General features: G+C 70.0%; 17 protein-coding genes and 1 pseudogene. 8 read left to right on the top strand and 10 right to left on the bottom strand.

Translation table 11 applies throughout. The features are described 5' to 3' along the window. The first annotated feature begins 34 nt into the window (after nucleotides 1-34). A complete protein-coding gene (locus tag ABD732_RS05790; protein WP_344781541.1) occupies nucleotides 35-1,237 on the top strand; it encodes a M20 family metallopeptidase in 1,203 nt (400 codons plus the stop codon). 43 nt (nucleotides 1,238-1,280) lie between these two features. Here the strand turns inward: ABD732_RS05790 and metA are convergent, their stop codons facing one another. The 8 genes from metA to clpB form a co-directional block, all read right to left on the bottom strand. Continuing rightward, entirely contained in the window at nucleotides 1,281-2,183 is a 903-nt protein-coding gene (gene metA, locus ABD732_RS05785; RefSeq protein ID WP_344781539.1) for a homoserine O-acetyltransferase MetA, read from the bottom strand. A gap of 75 nt (nucleotides 2,184-2,258) precedes the next feature. Continuing rightward, complete coding sequence (locus ABD732_RS05780) at nucleotides 2,259-2,915, bottom strand: TetR/AcrR family transcriptional regulator (RefSeq protein WP_344781537.1); 657 nt, start codon at nucleotides 2,913-2,915, stop codon at nucleotides 2,259-2,261. Nucleotides 2,916-2,924: 9 nt separating this feature from the next. Then, complete coding sequence (locus ABD732_RS05775; RefSeq protein ID WP_344781535.1) at nucleotides 2,925-4,712, bottom strand: ABC transporter ATP-binding protein; 1,788 nt, start codon at nucleotides 4,710-4,712, stop codon at nucleotides 2,925-2,927. Beyond that, complete coding sequence (locus ABD732_RS05770) at nucleotides 4,712-6,538, bottom strand: ABC transporter ATP-binding protein (RefSeq protein WP_344781533.1); 1,827 nt, start codon at nucleotides 6,536-6,538, stop codon at nucleotides 4,712-4,714. Before ABD732_RS05770 ends, ABD732_RS05775 begins: the two co-directional genes overlap by 1 nt. Nucleotides 6,539-6,680: 142 nt before the next feature. Further along, nucleotides 6,681-7,061, bottom strand: a complete 381-nt coding sequence (locus ABD732_RS05765; protein ID WP_344781530.1) for a PPOX class F420-dependent oxidoreductase — start codon at nucleotides 7,059-7,061, stop codon at nucleotides 6,681-6,683. 94 nt (nucleotides 7,062-7,155) lie between these two features. Next, nucleotides 7,156-7,989, bottom strand: coding sequence for an SDR family NAD(P)-dependent oxidoreductase (locus tag ABD732_RS05760; RefSeq protein WP_344781529.1), 834 nt, complete (start codon nucleotides 7,987-7,989; stop codon nucleotides 7,156-7,158). Nucleotides 7,990-8,051: 62 nt separating this feature from the next. Continuing rightward, complete coding sequence (locus ABD732_RS05755; RefSeq protein ID WP_344781528.1) at nucleotides 8,052-8,615, bottom strand: DUF3060 domain-containing protein; 564 nt, start codon at nucleotides 8,613-8,615, stop codon at nucleotides 8,052-8,054. A gap of 141 nt (nucleotides 8,616-8,756) precedes the next feature. Continuing rightward, nucleotides 8,757-11,309 (bottom strand): ATP-dependent chaperone ClpB, encoded by a 2,553-nt coding sequence (gene clpB / locus ABD732_RS05750; protein WP_344781526.1) that lies wholly within the window; start codon nucleotides 11,307-11,309, stop codon nucleotides 8,757-8,759. Between the two features lie 423 nt (nucleotides 11,310-11,732). On the opposite strand from clpB, the pseudogene ABD732_RS18745 reads away from it, so the two are divergent. From ABD732_RS18745 to ABD732_RS05720, 6 genes and pseudogenes are all read left to right on the top strand, one after another. Beyond that, nucleotides 11,733-11,915, top strand: a pseudogene (locus ABD732_RS18745) (IS3 family transposase); the annotation flags it as partial. A gap of 235 nt (nucleotides 11,916-12,150) precedes the next feature. Further along, on the top strand, nucleotides 12,151-12,939 hold the full coding sequence (locus ABD732_RS05740) for a crotonase/enoyl-CoA hydratase family protein (protein ID WP_344781524.1): 789 nt from the start codon (nucleotides 12,151-12,153) through the stop codon (nucleotides 12,937-12,939). After that, a complete protein-coding gene (locus tag ABD732_RS05735; protein WP_344781522.1) occupies nucleotides 12,936-14,108 on the top strand; it encodes a thiolase family protein in 1,173 nt (390 codons plus the stop codon). The genes ABD732_RS05740 and ABD732_RS05735 overlap by 4 nt, the downstream gene beginning before the upstream one ends. Beyond that, entirely contained in the window at nucleotides 14,105-14,530 is a 426-nt protein-coding gene (locus tag ABD732_RS05730; RefSeq protein WP_344781520.1) for a Zn-ribbon domain-containing OB-fold protein, read from the top strand. The genes ABD732_RS05735 and ABD732_RS05730 overlap by 4 nt, the downstream gene beginning before the upstream one ends. Continuing rightward, nucleotides 14,530-14,724, top strand: coding sequence for a ferredoxin (locus ABD732_RS05725; protein ID WP_344781517.1), 195 nt, complete (start codon nucleotides 14,530-14,532; stop codon nucleotides 14,722-14,724). Before ABD732_RS05730 ends, ABD732_RS05725 begins: the two co-directional genes overlap by 1 nt. Next, a complete protein-coding gene (locus ABD732_RS05720; protein WP_344781515.1) occupies nucleotides 14,724-15,944 on the top strand; it encodes an NAD(P)/FAD-dependent oxidoreductase in 1,221 nt (406 codons plus the stop codon). The genes ABD732_RS05725 and ABD732_RS05720 overlap by 1 nt, the downstream gene beginning before the upstream one ends. An 84-nt stretch (nucleotides 15,945-16,028) precedes the next feature. Here ABD732_RS05720 and ABD732_RS05715 read toward each other — a convergent pair whose 3' ends face one another. Then, nucleotides 16,029-17,120, bottom strand: coding sequence for an NAD(P)-dependent alcohol dehydrogenase (locus ABD732_RS05715; protein WP_344781513.1), 1,092 nt, complete (start codon nucleotides 17,118-17,120; stop codon nucleotides 16,029-16,031). Nucleotides 17,121-17,164: 44 nt separating this feature from the next. Between ABD732_RS05715 and ABD732_RS05710 the strand changes: the two genes are divergently transcribed. Continuing rightward, entirely contained in the window at nucleotides 17,165-18,610 is a 1,446-nt protein-coding gene (locus ABD732_RS05710; protein ID WP_344781511.1) for an aldehyde dehydrogenase, read from the top strand. 147 nt (nucleotides 18,611-18,757) lie between these two features. Here ABD732_RS05710 and ABD732_RS05705 read toward each other — a convergent pair whose 3' ends face one another. After that, nucleotides 18,758-19,582: an enoyl-CoA hydratase/isomerase family protein gene (locus ABD732_RS05705; protein ID WP_344781509.1), complete on the bottom strand. Its 825-nt coding sequence runs from the start codon at nucleotides 19,580-19,582 to the stop codon at nucleotides 18,758-18,760. Between the last annotated feature and the right edge of the window lie 69 nt (nucleotides 19,583-19,651).

The following is a 19,651-nucleotide window of genomic DNA, read 5'->3' as shown; positions in this document are numbered from 1 at the left end:
TAGGTCGCCGACCCGACCGAGGGAGAGGACGACGATGAACGCCGTGCCCGAGGCCGCGATCGCGGCCCTCACCGAGTCGATCGACGCGGCCCTGATCGAGGCTCTGACCTGCTCTTTAGTGGAGACGCCGAGCGTGAATCCCGGGGGCACCGAGGGGGCGGCGGCGGGCGTCCTGGCGCGAGCGTGCAGCGACGCCGGGTTCACCGTGACCCTCACCGAGGCAGCTGACGACCGCCCGAATCTGCTCGCGACCACCTCGCGCACCGGAACCGGACCGGGGCTGCTGCTGCTCGGTCATTCCGACGTGGTGCCGGCCGGTCCGGACTGGACCGGCGATCCGTTCACCGTGCGCCGCGACGGCGACCGGATCATCGGGCGCGGTGCGGCGGACATGAAGGGCGGGCTGGCCGCGGCGGTCGCGGCGATGGCCGCGCTGGACCGCGCCGGCGACTTCGGCATCGAACTCTCCGGACCCGTGCATCTACTGGCGACCGTCGACGAGGAGGAGCACGGCATCGGTGTGCGCACCTTCGTCGCCGACCCGCCCCCGCTGGAGTTCGCGGGCTGCATCGTCGCCGAGCCCACCGGCCTGCAGGTGGTGCGCGGTTGTCGCGGGGCGTCGTACCTGGACATCGTCGTGACCGGCCGGGCCGCGCACTCGGGTCGCCCCACCGACGGCCGCAGCGCCATCGAGGCCGCCGCCGGAGTGATCGGCCTGATCCGGGAGGACCAGGCCGCGATGGCCGCCAACCCCGATCCCCTCCTGGGCTTCGGCACCTGGAACGTCGGGCTGATCGAGGGCGGGCAGGGCATCTCCGTGGTGGCACCGAACTGCCGCCTCGGCGTCGACCGCCGTCTGATGCCCGGCGAGTCCGTCGCGGTGATCGCCGAGGATCTGGCCGACGCCATCGCCGAGGCCGGCATCGAGGGCGACGGTATCGCCGTCGCCGTGCGTCCGACCATGGAGATGCCGGGCTTCGCCACACCCGCCGACGCCCCGCTGGTGTCCGCGGTGGCCCGGGCGGTCGCCGACAGCGGCGCCCCGACGTCGATCGGCGGCTGGACCGCGGCGTGCGACGGCGGGTTCATCAGCCGCGACCTCGGGGTCCCGACCGTGGTGATGGGCCCCGGCGACATCAACGGCCAGGCGCACCAACCCGACGAGTCGGTGTCGCTGTCCGAACTGGTGACCGCGGCCCGCGCCTACGTCCGCGCCGCCGTGGCCCTGCTGGGGTGAGCGCCGCTCCCACGCCCGCCTAGAGGGCAGCCGAATTCTCGGCCTACTCGAACGGCACCCGCTGATACACGCAGTGATTGAGCCAGTTGGCGTACAGCAGTACGCCGTGACTGCGCCACGTCAGTGCGGGCTCCCGGGACGGGTCGTCTTCCGGGTAGTAGTTGGCGGGCAGCGCCGGGTCCATACCGGCCTCGGCGTCCCGCTGGTACTCGCGGCCGAGGGTGTCGCGGTCGTACTCCGGATGCCCGGTGATGAACACCTGCCGCAGATCGGGGGTCGCCGCGAGCAGTACACCGGAGTCGTCGCCGATGGCGAGCACGTCGACCGCGCCCGTCGCCTCGATGTCTGCGGCGTGCACATCGGTGTGCCGTGACTGCGGTGCGACCAGGACATCGTCGAATCCTCGCAGCAGCGGCGATTCCGGTCGGCGCACGCGATGGTCGAAGACCCCGGACAGCTTCTGTGGCAGTTCGTACTTCGGTACGCCGTAGTGCCGGTACAGCGCGGCCTGGGCTCCCCAGCAGATGTGGATCGTGGAATAGACGTGCTCGCGGCTCCAGTCCAGGATCTGGGCCATCTCCGGCCAGTAGTCGACGTCTTCGAACTCGAGCCGCTCGATGGGCGCCCCGGTGACGATCATGCCGTCGAAGTACTGATCGGCGACGTCGGCGAATGTCGCATAGAACGCCTCGAGATGCTCGGGCGGAGTGTTGCGCGACGAGTGACTCGCCATGTGCAACAGCGACACCTCCACCTGCAGCGGTGTGCCTCCGAGGACACGAAGCAACTGGGTTTCGGTCGCTTCCTTCGTCGGCATCAGATTGAGGATGGCGATGCGCATCGGCCGGATGTCCTGCGAACGCGCGCGTTCATCGGACATCACGAAGATGCCTTCGCCCTCAAGGGTGGCGCGGGCGGGAAGATCTCGCGGGATGTTCACCGGCATGGTTCGATACTGCCACCGCGAGAACCGGCGGCCGCACCGCGTGCTGCCGTCGGCACCGATCCGGTGCTGCCGGGCTCACAGTTCCGGCCAGCTGCGGTCCAGACCGGCGACGATGAAGTCGATCTTGGTGTCGAGGGCGGCACGGCCGGTCCACGACTCGTCCGGCTGCAGCACCGTCGGCCCGTCGCCGAGTACCTCGCGCACCCGGTCCAGACCGCGCGCCCCCTCGTCGTCGACCATCCGCATCGCCTCGACACCGAGGTGCGAGGCGAACACGGTGTCGCCGATGAAGTCCAGGGCGAACATCGCCTGCCTCGGGGTGCGCCCGTGCGCCATCAGGGTGGCCGAATAGGCGGCGAGGACGTCCTCGATCCGGGTGAACGCGGGCGGAAAGCTGTAGACCAGGCGGCTCAGCCCGGGGAAGTCCTCGCAGACGCGCCAGCATTCGTCGGCCCACAGGTGCAGGGCCTCGCGCCAGCCGGCGCCCTCGGGCGGGGTGGCGATGGTCGCGGCCGCGGTGTCCAGGCAGGCCAGCACCAGCTGATCACGGGACGGAAAGAGGCGATAGATCGCGGCGGTCACCACGCCGACCCGGGCGGCCACCGCGGCCATGGTGAAGCGGTCGAGCCCCTCGGCGATCGCCGCAGCCACCACGTCCTCGGCGTCGAACGCCGGCTTGCGCCCGACCTTCCTGCCCGGCCCAGTCCCCCCGTCGCCCACCGCTGTGTACACGGGCCCAGCTTAGTCGGTGAGCTGCCACCCCCGGGCGCTCTGCAGGCGGTGCCAGAAACGGGCATACGTCCCGCCGGCGGCGATCAAGTCGTCGTGCGTCCCTTCGCCCTCCACGCGTCCCTCGTCGTCGAGGGCGACGATCAGGTCCGCGGCGGCGATGGTGTCGAGCCGATGAGCGATGATCAGGATGGTCGCCTGCTCGCGGAGCTTCTCCACCGCCGCGACGACGTTCGCCTCGTTCTCGATGTCGAGAGCGGAGGTGGCCTCGTCGAGCAGCACGATCGGCGCCCGTTTCAGCAGCGCCCGCGCGATGGCGACGCGCTGGCGTTCGCCCCCGGACAGCGCACGCCCGCCCTCGCCGACGCGGGTGGCCCAGCCGTCGGGCAGGCGTTCGGCGATCTCGGTGACGCCGGCCAGGTCGGCGGCTTCCCGGATCTGCTCCTGCGTCGCGTCCTCGCGTCCGACGGCGACGTTGGCCACCAGGGTGTCGTCGAACAGGTAGACGTCCTGGAAGACCATCGACAGCTGCGCCATCAGTTGCTCACCGGTCTGCTCGGTGACGTCGACGCCGCCCACCCGCACCCGACCGGAATCCACATCGTAGAACCGGCTCACCAGCCGGGCGACGGTGGTCTTGCCGCTGCCGGACGGCCCCACCAGGGCCACCATCGATCCGGCCGGGACGCTCAGCGAGACTTCACGCAGCACCGGTTCGCCGCCCTCGTGGTAGCCGAAGGTCACGTCCGACAGCTCGATGCTGCCGGGCGCGGTCAGGGTCGCCGGACTCGCCGGCTCACCCAGCGCCTCAGCGGTGAGCACCTCGTCGAGCGAGTCGAGGAGCTGTCTGCGCGACTCGAGCGCCATCGCGCTCTCGGTGATGTTCGACAGCGTGGTGGTGAACCGCAACGCCAGGCCGATGAAGGCCAGTGCGGGGATCGGTTCCAGCGATCCGGACACGGCCAGCGAGCCGGTGACGCTGATGAGCGCGACGATCACGCCCTGGGTCACCATGCCGCTGAGCAGGAGTCCGGCGGTCTCGATCCACTGCGCACGCGTCTTGGCCGCCCGGGTCTGCTCGAGTGCGTTCGACAGCGGGCCGAAGTCGGCCGAGCGGCCGCACGACCGCAGCGCGCCCTGGCACTGCGCGTACTCGACGATCCGGTCGGCGAGATCGACTTCGTGCGGCTCGTGGATCGCCTGACCTTTGCGCAACAGCACCGTCGACAGCAGGGTGATGGCGGCGAAGACCGGAATGGCGACGGTCAGGATCAGCCCCAGCAGCGGATTCCAGAACCAGGCGGCCACGACGATCACCGCCGCCGCGGAGATCCGCGAGACCAGCGGCCCCATCATGTGCGCGAAGATCTCGCCCGCCGACATCAACTCGGTGGAGACCATCCGCGAGAGCCGTCCGGCCAGTGGGCGCGCGAACCAGCCCAGCGGCTGTTTGGCCACCTGGTCGCCGATCAGCCGGTGAATGCTGTGCAGAAAGTCCAGCGCCACCGCATACGACTTCTGGTTCTGCAGATAGTTGAGGCCGAATCCGGCGACGGCGAGTACCGCGAAGACCCAGAGCCAGCCGCCGACGCCGAGACCCCAGACGGGGGCCTCCTCGGCGAGCGAGCTGATCGCCGGCAGCAGCGCGGCCAGGGCGAGCCCCTCGATCAGTCCGGTGAGCACCGCCAGCCCGAGCGCGGGGGTCATCGCCTCGGGGCGGCTGATCATGCGGCGCAGCCGCGGGATGATGTCGATCAGCGGCAGGCTGCGGCGTGCGCCGGCGTTGTCCGTCGTGGTCATCACCGGACTCCTTCGGTTTCGGTGTCGGGGTGGGCGTGCGCGTTGCGCCACAGGTGCGCGTAGCCGGGGTGCGTCACCAACTGCTCGTGAGTACCGGTGGCGATCACGCGGCCGCCGTCGACCAGGACGATCTGGTCGGCGCCTCGAATCACTTCGGGCCGATGGGCGATCAGCAGTACGGTGCGGCCGCGCGCCAGATCCGACAGCGCCCGCTGGATCTGGTGCTGGGACTCCGGATCGGTCAGCGCGGTGGCCTCGTCCAGGATCAGGATCGGGGCGTCGACCAGGATCGCGCGGGCGATGGCGATGCGCTGCGCCTGGCCCCCGGACAGTCCGGTGTCCGCGCCGTAGACGGTGTCGAATCCGTCTGGTAGCTCCTCGATCTCGTCGAGCACCTGCGCGGCCCGGGCCGCTGCGCGCACCTCGTCGTCGGTGGCACCGGGTCGGCCGAGCGCGATGTTGTCGCGGAGGCTGATGTTCAGCAGCTGCGGATCCTGCAGCACGAAGCCGACGCGCGAATACAGGTCGGCGACCTCTGGAACCGGGACCCCGCCGATCGTGATGGTGCCGGCGCGCGGGTCGTCGAACCGCGCGAGCAGGGTCGCGATGGTCGACTTCCCGGACCCGGACGGCCCCACCAGCGCGGTGACCGTGCCGGGTGTCAACTCGAGCGAGACGCCGTCCAGGGCCAGGACGGCGTCATCGCCCGAACCGTACGAGTAGCTGACGCCGTCGAAGACGACGCCGTGCGAGGCCGGCGTGCGCGCCGGCCCGGCGTCGTCGAGCACCGGTGTGGCCAGCAGGTCGACGATGCGCAACGCCGAGGCCCCGGCCATCTGCTGCGCCCACGTCGAGTTCATCAGGGTCTCGATCGCGTACGGGATCAGCAGGGCGATCAGCGAGGTGGCCAGGACGTCGGCGGTGGTCACCAGTCCGCGGTGGACCAGCCAGGCGCCGCCGCCGATGTTGATCAGCAGGATCAGCGGCACCGCGAGCAGCGAGTTGCCCAAGGAACTGACCCGGATCAGCGGTCGCACCCAGTTGTAGTAGAACTCCTGGAACTCGTCGGCGGACTCCTGGTAGCTGCGGTGGGCGCGGCCGACGCGGCCGAACGCCTTGACCACCGTGATACCGGTGACGAACTCCACCATGCGGGCTGACACGGCCGACAGCCGGGTGTCCATCTGCACCGTCTTCTCGCCCATGCCGCGCATGGACAGCGCCATCGCCGCGACGTAGAGCGGCAGGGTGGCGACGGCGAGCAGGCCGAGTCGCCAGTCGATGACGAAGGCGTAGGCCATCAGCGCGATCGGCATCACCATCGCGTTGGTGCCGTCGACCGGCTGGTGGGCGATCAGGTGGTGGATGGTCCCGATGTCGTCTTGCAGGGCCTTGCGGACCCGGCCGGAGTTGGTGGAGGTGAACCAGACCAGGTGCACGCGGGACAGCCGCCGCACCAGCCGCAGCCGGATCACGTTGCCCAGCGTGATATCCGCGAGGTGAGTGATCAGCAGTGCGACGAAGTAGATCAGCAACCGCAACGCGAAAGCACCGATCAGGATGCGCAGCCAGCGATCCACCGCCTCCCCGTCCACCGCCGAACCGGCGCGGGCGGCGTCGAGCAGCAGATCGCCGATGTGCACCAGCGCCACGTACGGCACCACCGCCAGTACCGCCGAGATCACCGCCAGCACGCGCCCGAGAGCGAGTCGGCCCGCGACCGGGGCCATCACGTCTTTCAGCGCGCGGGCACCGGCCTTCTGCTGCACCTTCACCTCCCGCGATGAGGCAGGCCGGGCGTCGGACGTGGACACGGTCGTCGTCACGGTGCCCTCCTCTCCTGAGGTGACCTCCCGCCGAAGCCATCGGCGATTATTAGGCTCACCTAATCCAATTCTGAACGAGGTTCACAATATGGCCGATGCGGCATGACCGCAAGGGCTGGGAGGGGTGGAGATCCGGCGCGGGTCAGACGACGTCGCGCACGCGGATCCCGACGGTGCCGGCGGCACCGCGCCGCAGCCGGGAGCCGAGGACCGTCAGCCGACCGAAGATGCCGTACTTGCGCTCGATCCGCCGGGCCGCGAGAGATCCGTCGATCACCTCGCCGACCCCGGCGACGACGGGGCCGCGGGTCTTGGTGCCGCGCGCATCGCAGGCCTGCACCAGCACGTTGTTGTTGCGCCGGAGGCGTTTGACCTTCCACGAGTCGGCCACGGTCCACACAACCAGGTCGTCTCCGTCGGGCGCGGCCCAGAGCGGTGAGGCCACCGGTGTGCCGTCCTTCTTGTAGGTCGTGAACATGACGTATTTGGCCTGGGCGATCTCGGCGACACTCGGGAAGGTCATGGCCCTCAGGGTAATCCGCTGCCGTCGCCGATCGAGTGCAGACGAGATCATGTGCCCAGCCACCGGCGGCGCCGCCGCCCGCCGGGTCGACCGGTCAGCCGAGACCGGCGAGGCGGTCCGAGGCCGCCCACAGTCCGTCGATCAATTCGGGGTCGTGCGCCTGCCGATTCTCCCGGCCGCGCGCGCGGAACCGGTTGAAGTACACGCCGTTGACATCGGGATCTGCGCCTCGCTGCGCGAGCGTGATCAGCGGCTCGGCGCCCTTCTCCGGAGAGATCGCGGCCACCTTACTCAGGGGCGTGCGGTAGATCAGCCCGACTGCCGCCGAATCCCGGCCGAACTGGCTGGCCACCACACCGGGATGCACTGCGGCCGAGACGATTCCGTCGTCGGCCCAGCGAGCCTCGATACCTCGGGTGAACATGATGTTCATCAGTTTGCTGGTGCCGTAGCACCGTGATTGGAAGGCGCGGCGCCTCTCCCAATCCAGGTCGGCCAGATCGACCCGCCCGAACAGATTGCCGACGCTGGCCGTGTTCAGCACCAGCGCGCCCTCGGCCGCGGCGGCCAGACGCTCGCGGAGCAGGTTGGCGAGCAGGAATCCGGCCAGATGGTTGATCTGGAAGTTGGGTTCGTGGCCGTCGACCGTGCGCATCTCCGGCTCGAACGTGCCGCCCGCATTGTTGAGCAGGACGTCGATGCCGCCGACCTGGGCGGTGATCTGATCGGCGAGCCCGCGAACCTGGTCCAGGCTGGCGTAGTCGGCGGTCAGCCCGATCCCGCCGGTGTCGGCGGCGACGGCCGCGACCTTCTCCGCCGATCGGCCGACCAGGACCAGCTGGACGTCGGGTCCGGCCAGCGCGCGTGCGGCCACCGCCCCGATTCCGTCGCTCGCGCCGGTGATGACGATTGTGCGCTTTGCAGGCATTCGCCCGAGCGTAGTCAGCGCGAGGACAGCCGTCTATAGTCTGCGCGAACGATTGTCGGCGATCAGCCGCCGGCGCCCACCGTGTTGCCGCTGCCCTCGTCGTCGATCTCCGGCGAGCCCTCCCGGTAGGCGACGGTGTTGGCGTTGCCGTTCAGGTCGACGTCGTCGATGCGCTGGGCGGTCACCGAGTTGTCGTCGCCGTCGATGTCCAGATCGTCGACGACGCCGGCGGTCACCGTATTGCCCGAGCCGGTGATGTCGAGATCGTCGACGTTCTCGGCGGTGATCGTGCCGCCGGACGACTCGATCTTCAGGTCGTCGCAGTTTCCGGTGATCGCCACCTGCGCCGACGGCACGGCGACGATCACCTCGCCGCCGGTGCAGCGGACGCTGGCCGGGGTCTGCGTGATGCGCACGGTCTGGTCGTCGGCTGCGGTGTAGTCGCCGCCGGAGCGCTGGCCGCTGTCGCCGCCCGCCATCGAGTCGGCGTGGGTCGGCGATTGCGCGGCCTGCGGTGTCGAGGTGACGGTGACGGTATCCGGCCCTGAGTCGCCGTCGTCCCCGCAGCCCGCGAGCGCGAGCGCCGCGGCGACCGCTCCGGCGACAAGTGCCGACTTGCGCGTCATGTGCATCTGTAGGGCCTCCCATGGCCGTATCGGGGTGTCGCCCGTGACCCTAATCGGCTCCGCGACATCCCGCACGGCGACGACCCCGCACCGGTGTCCGGTGCGGGGCCGTCGGGTCCGCGGGCTGCAGAGCTTGTCGGCTCAGCTGATCTTCAGCGAGTCGGTGGCGTCGTCGACGTCCACGTGCACGGTGTCGCCGTCGCGGATGTCGCCGGCCAGCAGGGCCTTGGCGAGCTTGTCGCCGATGGCCTGCTGCACCAGGCGGCGCAGCGGCCGTGCCCCGTACAGCGGGTCGTAGCCGCGCTCGCCGAGCCACTGCTTGGCCTCGGTGGTGACGTCGAGCGTCAGCCGGCGCTGCGCCAGCCGGTCGGCCAGGTTCTTCAGCTGGATGTCGACGATCGCCACCAGCTGATCCGGGCTCAGCGCCTCGAAGATCAGCACGTCGTCGAGCCGGTTGATGAACTCGGGCTTGAACGCCGCCCGCACCGCGGCCATCACCTGATCGCGGTCGCCGCCGGCGCCCAGGTTGGACGTCAGGATCAAGATGGTGTTGCGGAAGTCCACCGTCCGGCCCTGACCGTCGGTCAGGCGTCCTTCGTCGAGAACCTGCAGCAGCACGTCGAAGACGTCCGGGTGCGCCTTCTCCACCTCGTCGAACAGCACCACCGAGTACGGGCGGCGCCGCACGGCCTCGGTCAGCTGACCGCCGGCCTCGTAGCCGACGTAGCCGGGAGGCGCACCGACCAGGCGGGCGACGCTGTGCTTCTCGCCGTACTCGCTCATGTCGATCCGGATGATCGCGTGCTCGTCGTCGAACAGGAACTCGGCGAGCGCCTTGGCCAGCTCGGTCTTACCGGTACCGGTGGGCCCCAGGAACAGGAACGATCCGGTGGGCCGGTTCGGGTCGGCGACGCCGGCCCGGGCGCGGCGGACCGCGTCGGACACGGCCACGATGGCCTCTTCCTGACCGATGACGCGCTGGCCGATGTGCGATTCCATGCGGAGCAGCTTCTCGGTCTCGCCCTCCAGCATCTTGCCCGCGGGGACGCCGGTCCACGCCGACACCACCTCGGCGACGTCGTCGGGTCCGACCTCCTCCTTGAGCATCACGTCTCCGGTGGCGTCGCCGCCGGTCTTCTCGATCGCGGCGGCCAGTTCCTTCTCCAGCGCCGGGACGCGACCGTAGCGCAGCTCGGCGGCGCGTCCCAGATCACCGTCGCGCTCGGCACGATCGGCCTCGCCGCGCAGGTTCTCCAGCTCCACCTTGACGTCGCGGACGGCGTCGAGGGTGTTCTTCTCCGCCTGCCAGCGGGCGGTCAGCTCGCTGAGCTTCTCGCGGTGATCGGCCAGTTCGCCGCGCAGCTTGTCCAGGCGATCCTTGGAGGCGGCGTCGCTCTCCTTCTCCAGGGCGAGCTCTTCCACCTCGAGGCGGCGGACGACGCGTTCGATCTCGTCGATCTCGATCGGCCGGGAGTCGATCTCCATGCGCAGGCGTGAGGCGGCCTCGTCGACCAAGTCGATCGCCTTGTCCGGCAGGAACCGGGAGGTGATGTAGCGGTCGGACAGGGTCGCGGCGGCGACCAGCGCGGAGTCGGTGATGCGCACGCCGTGGTGCACTTCGTAACGATCCTTGAGGCCGCGCAGGATGCCGATGGTGTCCTCCACCGAGGGCTCGCCGACGTAGACCTGCTGGAAGCGGCGCTCCAGCGCGGCGTCCTTCTCGATGTACTGGCGGTACTCCTCGAGCGTGGTGGCGCCGACCAGTCGCAGCTCACCGCGGGCGAGCAACGGCTTGATCATGTTGCCGGCGTCCATCGCCGAGTCGCCGGTGGCACCGGCACCCACGATGGTGTGCAGCTCGTCGATGAAGGTGATGATCTGGCCGTCGGCGGCCTTGATCTCGTCCAGGACGGCCTTGAGCCGTTCCTCGAACTCGCCGCGGTACTTGGCGCCGGCCACCATCGCACCCAGGTCCAGGGAGACGACGGTCTTGTTGCGCAGCGATTCCGGGACGTCGCCTTCCACGACGCGCTGGGCCAGGCCCTCCACGATCGCGGTCTTGCCGACGCCCGGCTCGCCGATCAGCACCGGGTTGTTCTTGGTGCGGCGGGACAGCACCTGCACCACCCGCCGGATCTCGCTGTCGCGGCCGATCACCGGGTCCAGCTCGCCCTCGCGGGCACGCTTGGTCAGATCGGTGGAGTACTTCTCCAGCGACTGGTAGGTGTCTTCCGGGTTCTCGCTGGTCACACGGGCGGTACCGCGCACGGCCTGGAAGGCCTCGCGCAGTGCCTGCGGACCCGCACCGGCATTCTGCAGGAGCTTGGCGGCGTCCGAGTCACCGGTCGCGATGCCGACCATCGAGTGCTCGGTCGAGACGTACTCGTCGTTCAGCTCGGTCGCGAGGTTCTGCGCCGCGGTGATCGCGGCGATCGACTCACGACTCAGCTGCGGCTGCGCGCTCGAGCTGGAGACGACGGGTGCGCGGCTCACCAGGTTCTTGGCCTCGGTGAGGATCTGCTTGGGGTCCACCCCGACCGCCTTGAGCAGCGGGGTGGCGATTCCGTCGGCCTGCTCCAGCAGGGCGACGAGGATGTGGGCCGGGCGCACGTCGGGATTACCCGCCGCGGCCGCGTCCTGTACGGCAGCCTGCAGTGCAGCCTGCGTCTTGGTGGTCGGAGTGAAGCTGTCCACTAGCATTCGCCTTTCGTCATTCGGTCGATGTCCCTCCCCGAAAGCGGATCTTCGGGCTCAAGTCTAGGAGGCCGAGTCGGCCTCTCACTGGTTTCCAACACTCCCAGAGTTGAGTCTGTTCCGCTTAAGTTTGGGAATCGACGATGACGTGCGTCACATCCAATGTTGCCGCAGACGCCCGGAGCCTGGACTGGCGGACCGAAATCCTGGACTACTGGACGGTAGAGCCACTCTGGTCACAGCCGTCACATAGTCTGGACCGGGCAAGTCTCGCGCAGATCGAGCGGAAACGGCAGAAGACTAGGACACCGAGACGACCCCGAATTCGGCTACCGGTTCCTAACGGAGGAGGCTGCCGCGGCCGGCGAGGTGATGTGTGAGCGCACCGCCTGGCGGATCAGTCGCGATAACACCTGGTGGTAGGTGTTCGGCAAGAAGCGCGGTAACAACGGTAAACGCCCCGGTCCGCCGATCCATGACGACTTGGTCCAACGCAAGTTCTCCACTGATGACGTCAACCAGTTGTGGCTGACCGACATCACAGAGCACCGCACGGATGAGGGCAAGTTGTATCTGTGCGCGGTCAAGGACGTGTTTGTACACCGAAGACTTGAACCGCCGCCGCAAGTTTGGAGACGTTCCAGCCTGAGCCTCCAGCGGTACTGGAGTCTGATGCGAGCGCCCTACGCGCCTGCTGCCCCGACACTATCTGCGCCCATAGCCAGTCAGTGAACCCCCTAAAACGATCCTTACAGGGAAACCCGCTGACCCGATTGACTGACCGAGCGTACGGTTAGTACTATGGTGTGGAGAGATTCGTCGAGACGTAAGGACACACATCATGGAAGCTGCCGACACGGTTACGCTCGCCAGGCGCGGGCTCGTCGCCGTGATCACCCTGAACAGACCCGAGGTGATGAACGCGATCAACGCCGAGATGTCGCTCGCCGTGCAACGCGTGGTCGACGAGTTCGTCGCCGATCCCGAGCTGCGGGTCGGCGTCCTCACCGGCGCCGGGAAGGCGTTCTGCGCGGGGGCGGACCTGAAGGAAGTCGCGGCGGGGCGACCGCTGGTGGACCCCAGTCAGCGCGAGCGCGGGTTCGGCGGGTTCATGCGAGCCTTCACAGACAAGCCGCTCATCGCGGCGGTCAATGGCTACGCCCTCGGCGGTGGTACCGAGTTGATGCTGTGCTGCGACCTGGCGGTCATGAGCGAGTCCGCGACCCTGGGCCTGCCCGAGGTCAAGCGCGGCATCATCGCCGCTGGCGGAGGTCTCATTCGGTTGCCCCGGCGCATCCCGCTGGCCATCGCCCTCGAGTACGCGATGACCGGCCGGCCCATCGACCCCGAGACCGCACTGCGGTGGGGGCTGGTGAACCGCGTGGTCCCGGCCGAGCAGGTGCTCGACGAGGCCGTCGCGCTCGCTGACGAGATCGCCGCCAACGCGCCCCTCGCGGTCGCGGCCAGCAAGGAGGTCATCCATCACTCGTACGCGTTGGGTTCGGACTGGGCTCCGGAGGTGTGGGCCTACAGCGACGCGCGCATCAAGAAGGTCATGCGCACGGCCGACGCCAAGGAAGGCCCCCGGGCCTTCATCGAGAAGCGCGTTCCCCGTTGGGAGGGACGATGACGGCCGCGATCGCAGGACTGGGATGCACCGACGTCGGCAAGGTCTACGGCCAAAGCGCCAGTGACTTCGCGGCCGAGGCGGTGCGCCTGGCGGCCGCCGACGCGGGCCTGACCCTGAACCAGATCGACGGCCTGCTGGTGACCCCCGGAACCCAGGGCCGCCCGACGCTGAGCCTGCAGAAGCAACTGGGTCTGCGTGACCTCTCGCTGCTCAGCGAGGTTCACGCCCTGGGGGCGAGCCCGGCGGCGATGCTCTCGATGGCCGCCCGGGCCGTGGAATCGGGCGCCGCGTCGGCCGTGGCCTGCGTCTTCGCGGACGCGCCGCTGAAGCCGAAGGGCTCCGCCCGGGACGCGTTCGGCGGCGGCAACCGTCGGATCCCCGCCGGATTCGCCGGACTGCACGTGGCGAACGGCGCCATCACCCCGAACGTCTTCTACGCGATGGCCGCCCGTCGGCACATGGAGACCTACGGCACCACGAGCGAGCAGCTCGGCGCGATCGCCGTGGGCCAACGCGCCTGGGCGGGGATGAACCCCGACGCCCAGTTCACCGCACCCATCACCCTCGCCGACCACCAGGCCTCCCCGATGGTGGCCGATCCCTTCCACCTGCTCGACTGCTGCGTGGTCTCCAACGGGGGCGCGGCCGTGATCGTCACCAGCGCCGAACGCGCCCGCGACCTGGCCCAGCCCGCCATCCACATTCTCGCTTCGGCGCAGGCCCACCCCGGGCAGGTGATGGCTCGGGGCTCGCAGTTCGGGCTCGTCACGGGTGCGGCCCAGTCGGGCCCGGAGGCGATGCGGCGCGCCGGGATCACCCCGGGCGACGTCGACCTCCTCGAGCTCTACGACTCGTACACCTACACCGTGCTGGTCACCCTCGAGGACTACGGGTTCTGCGCGAAGGGCGAGGGCGGCGACTTCGTGGCCGACGGCCGTCTCGCCCCCGGCGGCTCCCTGCCCTGCAACACCGGCGGCGGGCAGTTGTCCTCCTACTACCTCACCGCATTCACCCCGATCATCGAGGCCGTGGTCCAGGGCCGCGGACACGCCGGTGAGCGGCAGGTCGCCGACCGGGACGTCATCGTCGTCAGCGGGAGCGGCGGTGTCCTCGAACACCACTCGACCCTGGTCCTGAGTCCGAACGCACCCGAGGGGGTTGTGGGATGAGTACCGACGAGACAACGGCCACCTGGCCGGACGTCCGCTCCGACGCCAAGAGTCAGGAGTTCTTCGCCGCCGCGGAAGCGGGCGAGCTCCGGATCCGTCGGTGCACCGACTGCGCGGCCCTGCTGGCACCGGAGTCGACCACCTGCCTCGAGTGCTACAGCACCGAGCTGGAGTGGATCACCGCGGCCGGCACCGGCACGGTCGTCACCTGGACCGTCGTGCACCGCGCCCCCAGTCCGGCGTTCGCCGCCCTGGTGCCCTACACCGTCGCGGTGGTCGAACTGACCGAAGGGCCGTGGCTGTACACCCGCCTGGCCGATGGCGTGCCCGACCGGGCCGGAGCCCCGGTGCGGGCCGTCTACCTGCAAGCCTCGGGTGGCGAGCACTACCCGATCTTCACTCTCACCGAAGGAAGCCTCTGATGCAGATCATCTTCGACCAGGACAAGTGCACCGGGATCGGCCTGTGCGAATCGTTCGCCGCCGAGGTCTTCGAGATCGGTGACGACGGCGCCCTGATCATCCACGGGGAAGCCGTGACCGAGGAACGTCGAGGCGCACTGATGCAGGCCGTCGACGGCTGCCCGACCAACGCACTCCGACTGGTGGAGTCCTGATGACTCCGTCCCGACTGGTGGTGGTGGGCTCCTCGCTCGCCGGACTGCGGGCCGCCGAAGCAGCGCGACGGAACGGCTTCACCGGCACGGTCACGATGATCGGCGCCGAGGACCACCTGCCGTACGACAAGCCGCCCCTGTCCAAGGCGTTCCTGGACGCCGACGACCGCCCGACGCCGGTCTACCGCGACCGCGAGTCGCTGGCCGAGCTCGGCATCGACCTCGTCCTGGGCGAGCCTGCGACCGGCCTCGACACCGAGGTGCGAAGCGTTCAGGTGGGCGTCCGGGAGATTCCGTACGACGCGCTCGTGATCGCGACCGGCGCCCGCGCCCGATCGCTGCCCGCACTCGAGGGCCACGCCGGGGTGCACACTCTACGCACCCTGGACGACGCCGTCGCGGTGCGATCGGCGGTGTCCGACGGAGCGCACGCAGTGGTCATCGGCGCCGGTTTCATCGGGTCGGAGGTGGCGTCCTCGGCCCGCGGCCGCGGCCTGGCGACCACGGTGGTCGAGGCCTCCGACACCCCCCTGGCCCGGGCGATCGGCGAGGAGATGGGGGCGGTGTGCGCGCGACTGCACCCGGCCCACGGCACTGCGTTGCGGACCGGCGTGACCGCGGTAGGAGCCGAGGGCGACGGTCGGGTCGAGCGCGTCGTGCTCTCCGACGGGAGCACGGTGGACGCCGACCTCGTGGTGGTCGGCGTGGGCGCGGTGCCCGACACCGACTGGCTGGCCGATTCCGGCGTGACGGCCGACGACGGCGTGCTGGCCGACGCGACGCTGGCCACCGGGGTACCCGGGGTCTACGCGGCCGGCGATGCCGTCCGGTGGCACAACGACCTGTTCGACGAGACCATGCGCCTGGAGAACTGGACCAGCGCCGCGGAGCAGGGCGCCTTGGCCGCCCGCAACGCGCTGGACCCGGCGGCGGCGACCCCGTACTCCACCGTTCCCTACTTCTGGTCCGACTGGTACGGCGTCCGCATCCAGTTCGCCGGGGTGGCCCGCGCCGACGAGGTGGTCGTGGTGGACGGGGACGTGGACGCGCATCGGTTCGTCGCGCTCTATCGGCGCGGTGACCGGCTGGTCGGCGCGCTGACGCTGGCTCGTCCGACCGAGATCATGAAGTACCGCGCCCTCATCGCGCGCCGCGCCGACTGGGCCGAGGCCCTGGAGTTCGCGGCCGCCCGCGCCGAAGCGGCCGCCGCTCGGTGCTGAGCCGGTCGCCGGGCGCACAGCGAGATTCGGCCCCGGCATCCTCCTCGCGGGGGATGCCGGGGCCGAAGTCGTCGGGTGGGGCGGTCAGTCCATGACGAGGACGGGCTTGACGACCTCGCCGGAGCGCATGGCCCGCTCGGCGTCGTCGATGCGCGCGAGCGGGTAGGTCCGCACGAGCCGGTCGAACGGGAAGCGGCCCTGGGCCCACAGGTCGAGCAGTCGGGGGATCAGCTGGCGGGGCACCGCGTCGCCCTCGATGATGCCCTTGAGCGTGCGGCCGACGGTCAACTGCGCGGGACCGATCGACAACGGGCCGCGCTGAATGCCGACGATCCCGCAGACGCCATTCACCCGGAGGGAGTCGAGGGCGGTGGAGATCACCGACGGCACGCCGGTGGTGTCCAGGGCGTAGCGCAGCCCGCCCGGTCGGATGGCACGCAGCTGCTTGGCCACGTCGTCGGCGGCGCCGTCGACGACGTGCGTGGCCCCGAGCTCCCGGGCCAGTGCCAGCCGGTCGGCGTTGAGGTCGACGGCCACGATGGTGGTGGCGCCGGCCGCCGCGGCGGCCATGATCGCGGAGAGCCCGACGGCCCCGGCCCCGCTGACCACCAGGGAGGTGCCCGGCGTCACCTCTAGGGCGGTGAAAACCGCTCCGGCGCCGGTCAGGACGCCGCAGCCGAGGGGGCCGAGGGCCTCCAGCGGGAGGTCGTCGGGGACCACGACCACGTCGCGGGCGGCGACGACGGCGTGGCGGGCGAAGGACGACTGGCCGAACCAGCGGGCGCCGACCGGGTCGCCGGCGGCGTCGGTGGCGCCGCCGCTCCCGTCCGGGCGACGCCCGGACATGTTCCGCGGACCGAACTCGTCGCAGTAGGCGGGGTGCGCGGACAGGCACGACTCGCAGTGGCCGCAGGAGGAGAACGACAGCACCACGTGGTCGCCCACCGCGACGTCGACGACGCCGGGGCCGATGCTCGCGACCACTCCGGCGCCCTCGTGGCCGGGGATGAGGGGAAGGGGAGCGAGCGGAACCACACGGGGCAGGACGTCGGTGTGGCACACGCCGACCGCGACAATCCGGACGGCGACCTCGCCGGGGCCCGGCTCGTCGAGGTCGATGTCCTCGAGCGAAAAGCGCCCGTCGGTACTTCTGAGCAGTGCGGCCTGGGTGCGCATCACAAGTCCTTTCTATTGACCGACCGTACGGTTAGTATAGCTGCATGACGATCGATTACGACAAGAACTATGTGGGCGGTCAGTGGATCCCGACCTCCTCGACCGACCGGATCACGGTCACCTCGGCGAGCACCGAAGAGGTTCTCGGCAGTGTCCCGTCGTCCGACGGCGCCGACGTGGACGCCGCGGTGAGCGCCGCCCGTCGGGCCTTCGACGACCCGACCGGCTGGTCCACCTGGGACCCGGCGCGCCGGCGCGCCGCGCTGGAGCGGTTCGCCGACGAGCTGGAGGCCCGGTCCGCCGAGTTCGTCGCGCGGGTCTCCGGCCAGAACGGAATGCCGGTCAAGGTGGGGCGGCGCACCGAGGGCGCCGTTCCGGCGGCCATCGTCCGCTACTACGCCGGGTTGGCGCAGGCGCAGGACGGCGAGGAGATCCGCACGTCGCTCGTGCGCGGCTCCACCGTGATCGGCAACCGGCCGATCGGTGTGGTCGCGGCCGTCGTGCCGTGGAACTTCCCGCAGATCCTGAGCTTCTTCAAGATCGCCCCCGCCCTCGCGGCCGGGTGCACGGTGGTGCTCAAGCCAGCGTCGGAGACGGTGCTGGACGCGTTCCTCATCGGCGAGGCCACCGCCGCGGCCGAGCTGCCGCCGGGCGTCCTCAACATCATCGCCGGCACCGGCCGCGGCGCCGGCCAGCAGTTGGTCACCCACCCGGGCGTCGACAAGGTCGGCTTCACGGGATCCACCGAGGTGGGCCGCCACCTCGCGGCCGAGTGCGGTCGGCTCATCCGGCCGATCACGCTGGAGCTCGGCGGCAAATCGGCGGCCGTGGTGCTCGACGACGTCGACGTGGACCAGTTCACCCGCTCCCTGTTCGAGACCAGCTTCATCAACAGCGGGCAGAGCTGCTTCATCAGCACCCGGATCCTCCTGCCGCGCAGCCGCTACACCGAGCTCGTCGACGCGATCACCGACACCGTGCGGTCCTACCGGATCGGCGATCCGTTCGACCCGGCGACGCTGATCGGACCGCTGGTCAGTGCCGGTCAGCGCGCGAGCGTCGAGGGCTACATCGAGAAGGGACGTGCCGAAGGCGGCCGGATCACCACCGGCGGCGGGCGCCCCGCCGGACTCGACCGGGGCTGGTACGTCGAACCGTCCGTCATCGCCGACGTCGACAACGACGCCACGGTCTCCCACGAGGAGATCTTCGGCCCGGTGGTGTCGCTGATCCCCTACACCGACGACGCCGAGGCGGTCGCCCTCGCGAACGCCTCCGACTACGGTCTCGGCGGCACGGTGTGGACCGCCGACGTCGAGCGGGGCCGCGCGCTGGCGTCGCGGGTCGTCACCGGCAGCATCGGGGTCAACGGCTTCACGATGGATCTGGGCTCGCCGTTCGGCGGGGTCAAGGCCAGCGGGCTGGGCCGCGAGCTCGGTCCCGAGGGCCTGGCCGCCTACCGCCGGCTTCAGTCCATCTACCTGCCCTGACGGCGGGGGCTGCCGCGGGAGCGGGTGGCCTGCCGGCGCGGTCTCGGGGGACTGCACCGGCAGGTCGACGCCACGCGCTCAGCGTCCGCGTGGTGCAGGAAAGCTGTGCCTGCTGGTGATCATCGGCGACGGCAGCGCTTCAGGCGCTCAACGTGTTCCCTCGTCCGATTCCGCCTCGTTGAAGGCGGGTGGACGGCGCTCGACAAACGCGGCAACGCCTTCGATCTGGTCCGGTTGCCCGCCCAGCCGAGCGAATGACTCCAGTTCGTCGCGCAGCTGGTCTTCGAACCCCTGTGCTGAGGCGGACCTGGCCAGCCGCTTGGTCGCGATCAACGCCGCGGTCGGCCCGTTGGCCAGATCGGTCGCGATCTGTTCGGCTTCGAATCGAAGCTCGTCTCGCGGGTACAGGCGACTGACGAGCCCCAAGGCGAAGATTTCGTCCGCGACGATCGGACGACCGGTGAGCAGGGCGTCCGTGGCTCGAGCTGACCCGAGCAACCTCACGAGTTGCCACGAGACTCCGCCGTCCGGAGACAGGCCCAGCTGGCTATAGGGCGCGATGAACCGGGCATCGCTCGCGGCGAGAACGATGTCGCCCGACAGCGCGATTCCCAAACCCCCACCAGCCGCTGAACCTTGGACAGCGGTGATCACCGGCACGGGAATCGAATGGAAGGCCGCGATCGCCTGCTGCGCCAGCGTCACACCTCTGCGCGCATGCTCCGCGGCATCGGGGATCGCATCGAACTCGGCAAGGTCCACGCCGGCGCAGAAGTCGTGGCCCTCCGCGTCGATCAGCACAGCTCCGAGCTCGGTTCTCGCCGCGACGGTGCGAGCACAGTCGCGCAGCCACTCGATCATGTCGAGCGTCATGCTGTTCCGTCGCCGAGGCCGAGCGAAGGTGATGTGGGCAAGGCGGCCTGTGAACTCGAGGCGAATGTGCTCGCTCGCAGGCCGGTTTCGCTCAGACATCGCGCGCTGCGGTGTCGAGGTGCCGTCGCCGGGGATGAGGCTTGTCAGCCGGGAGGACGGCTTCCGGCT

This window comes from Gordonia caeni (assembly GCF_039537105.1).
In the GTDB taxonomy this organism is placed as follows: Bacteria; Actinomycetota; Actinomycetes; order Mycobacteriales; family Mycobacteriaceae; genus Gordonia; species Gordonia caeni.
The sequence above is the reverse complement of the archived record's forward strand: the minus strand, read 5'-3'. Positions and strand labels throughout refer to the sequence as shown.

Excerpts from the sequence above, each read along its gene's own strand:
- ABD732_RS05775 (WP_344781535.1), bottom strand. The coding sequence starts at position 4,712 with ATGACCACGACGGACAACGCCGGCGCACGCCGCAGCCTGCCGCTGATC.
- ABD732_RS05755 (WP_344781528.1), bottom strand. The coding sequence starts at position 8,615 with ATGACGCGCAAGTCGGCACTTGTCGCCGGAGCGGTCGCCGCGGCGCTC.
- ABD732_RS05720 (WP_344781515.1), top strand. The coding sequence starts at position 14,724 with ATGACTCCGTCCCGACTGGTGGTGGTGGGCTCCTCGCTCGCCGGACTG.
- ABD732_RS05740 (WP_344781524.1), top strand. The coding sequence starts at position 12,151 with ATGGAAGCTGCCGACACGGTTACGCTCGCCAGGCGCGGGCTCGTCGCC.
- ABD732_RS05730 (WP_344781520.1), top strand. The coding sequence starts at position 14,105 with ATGAGTACCGACGAGACAACGGCCACCTGGCCGGACGTCCGCTCCGAC.
- metA (WP_344781539.1), bottom strand. The coding sequence starts at position 2,183 with ATGCCGGTGAACATCCCGCGAGATCTTCCCGCCCGCGCCACCCTTGAG.
- ABD732_RS05765 (WP_344781530.1), bottom strand. The coding sequence starts at position 7,061 with ATGACCTTCCCGAGTGTCGCCGAGATCGCCCAGGCCAAATACGTCATG.
- ABD732_RS05735 (WP_344781522.1), top strand. The coding sequence starts at position 12,936 with ATGACGGCCGCGATCGCAGGACTGGGATGCACCGACGTCGGCAAGGTC.
- ABD732_RS05715 (WP_344781513.1), bottom strand. The coding sequence starts at position 17,120 with ATGCGCACCCAGGCCGCACTGCTCAGAAGTACCGACGGGCGCTTTTCG.
- ABD732_RS05760 (WP_344781529.1), bottom strand. The coding sequence starts at position 7,989 with ATGCCTGCAAAGCGCACAATCGTCATCACCGGCGCGAGCGACGGAATC.
- ABD732_RS05790 (WP_344781541.1), top strand. The coding sequence starts at position 35 with ATGAACGCCGTGCCCGAGGCCGCGATCGCGGCCCTCACCGAGTCGATC.
- ABD732_RS05705 (WP_344781509.1), bottom strand. The coding sequence starts at position 19,582 with ATGTCTGAGCGAAACCGGCCTGCGAGCGAGCACATTCGCCTCGAGTTC.
- ABD732_RS05725 (WP_344781517.1), top strand. The coding sequence starts at position 14,530 with ATGCAGATCATCTTCGACCAGGACAAGTGCACCGGGATCGGCCTGTGC.
- ABD732_RS05710 (WP_344781511.1), top strand. The coding sequence starts at position 17,165 with ATGACGATCGATTACGACAAGAACTATGTGGGCGGTCAGTGGATCCCG.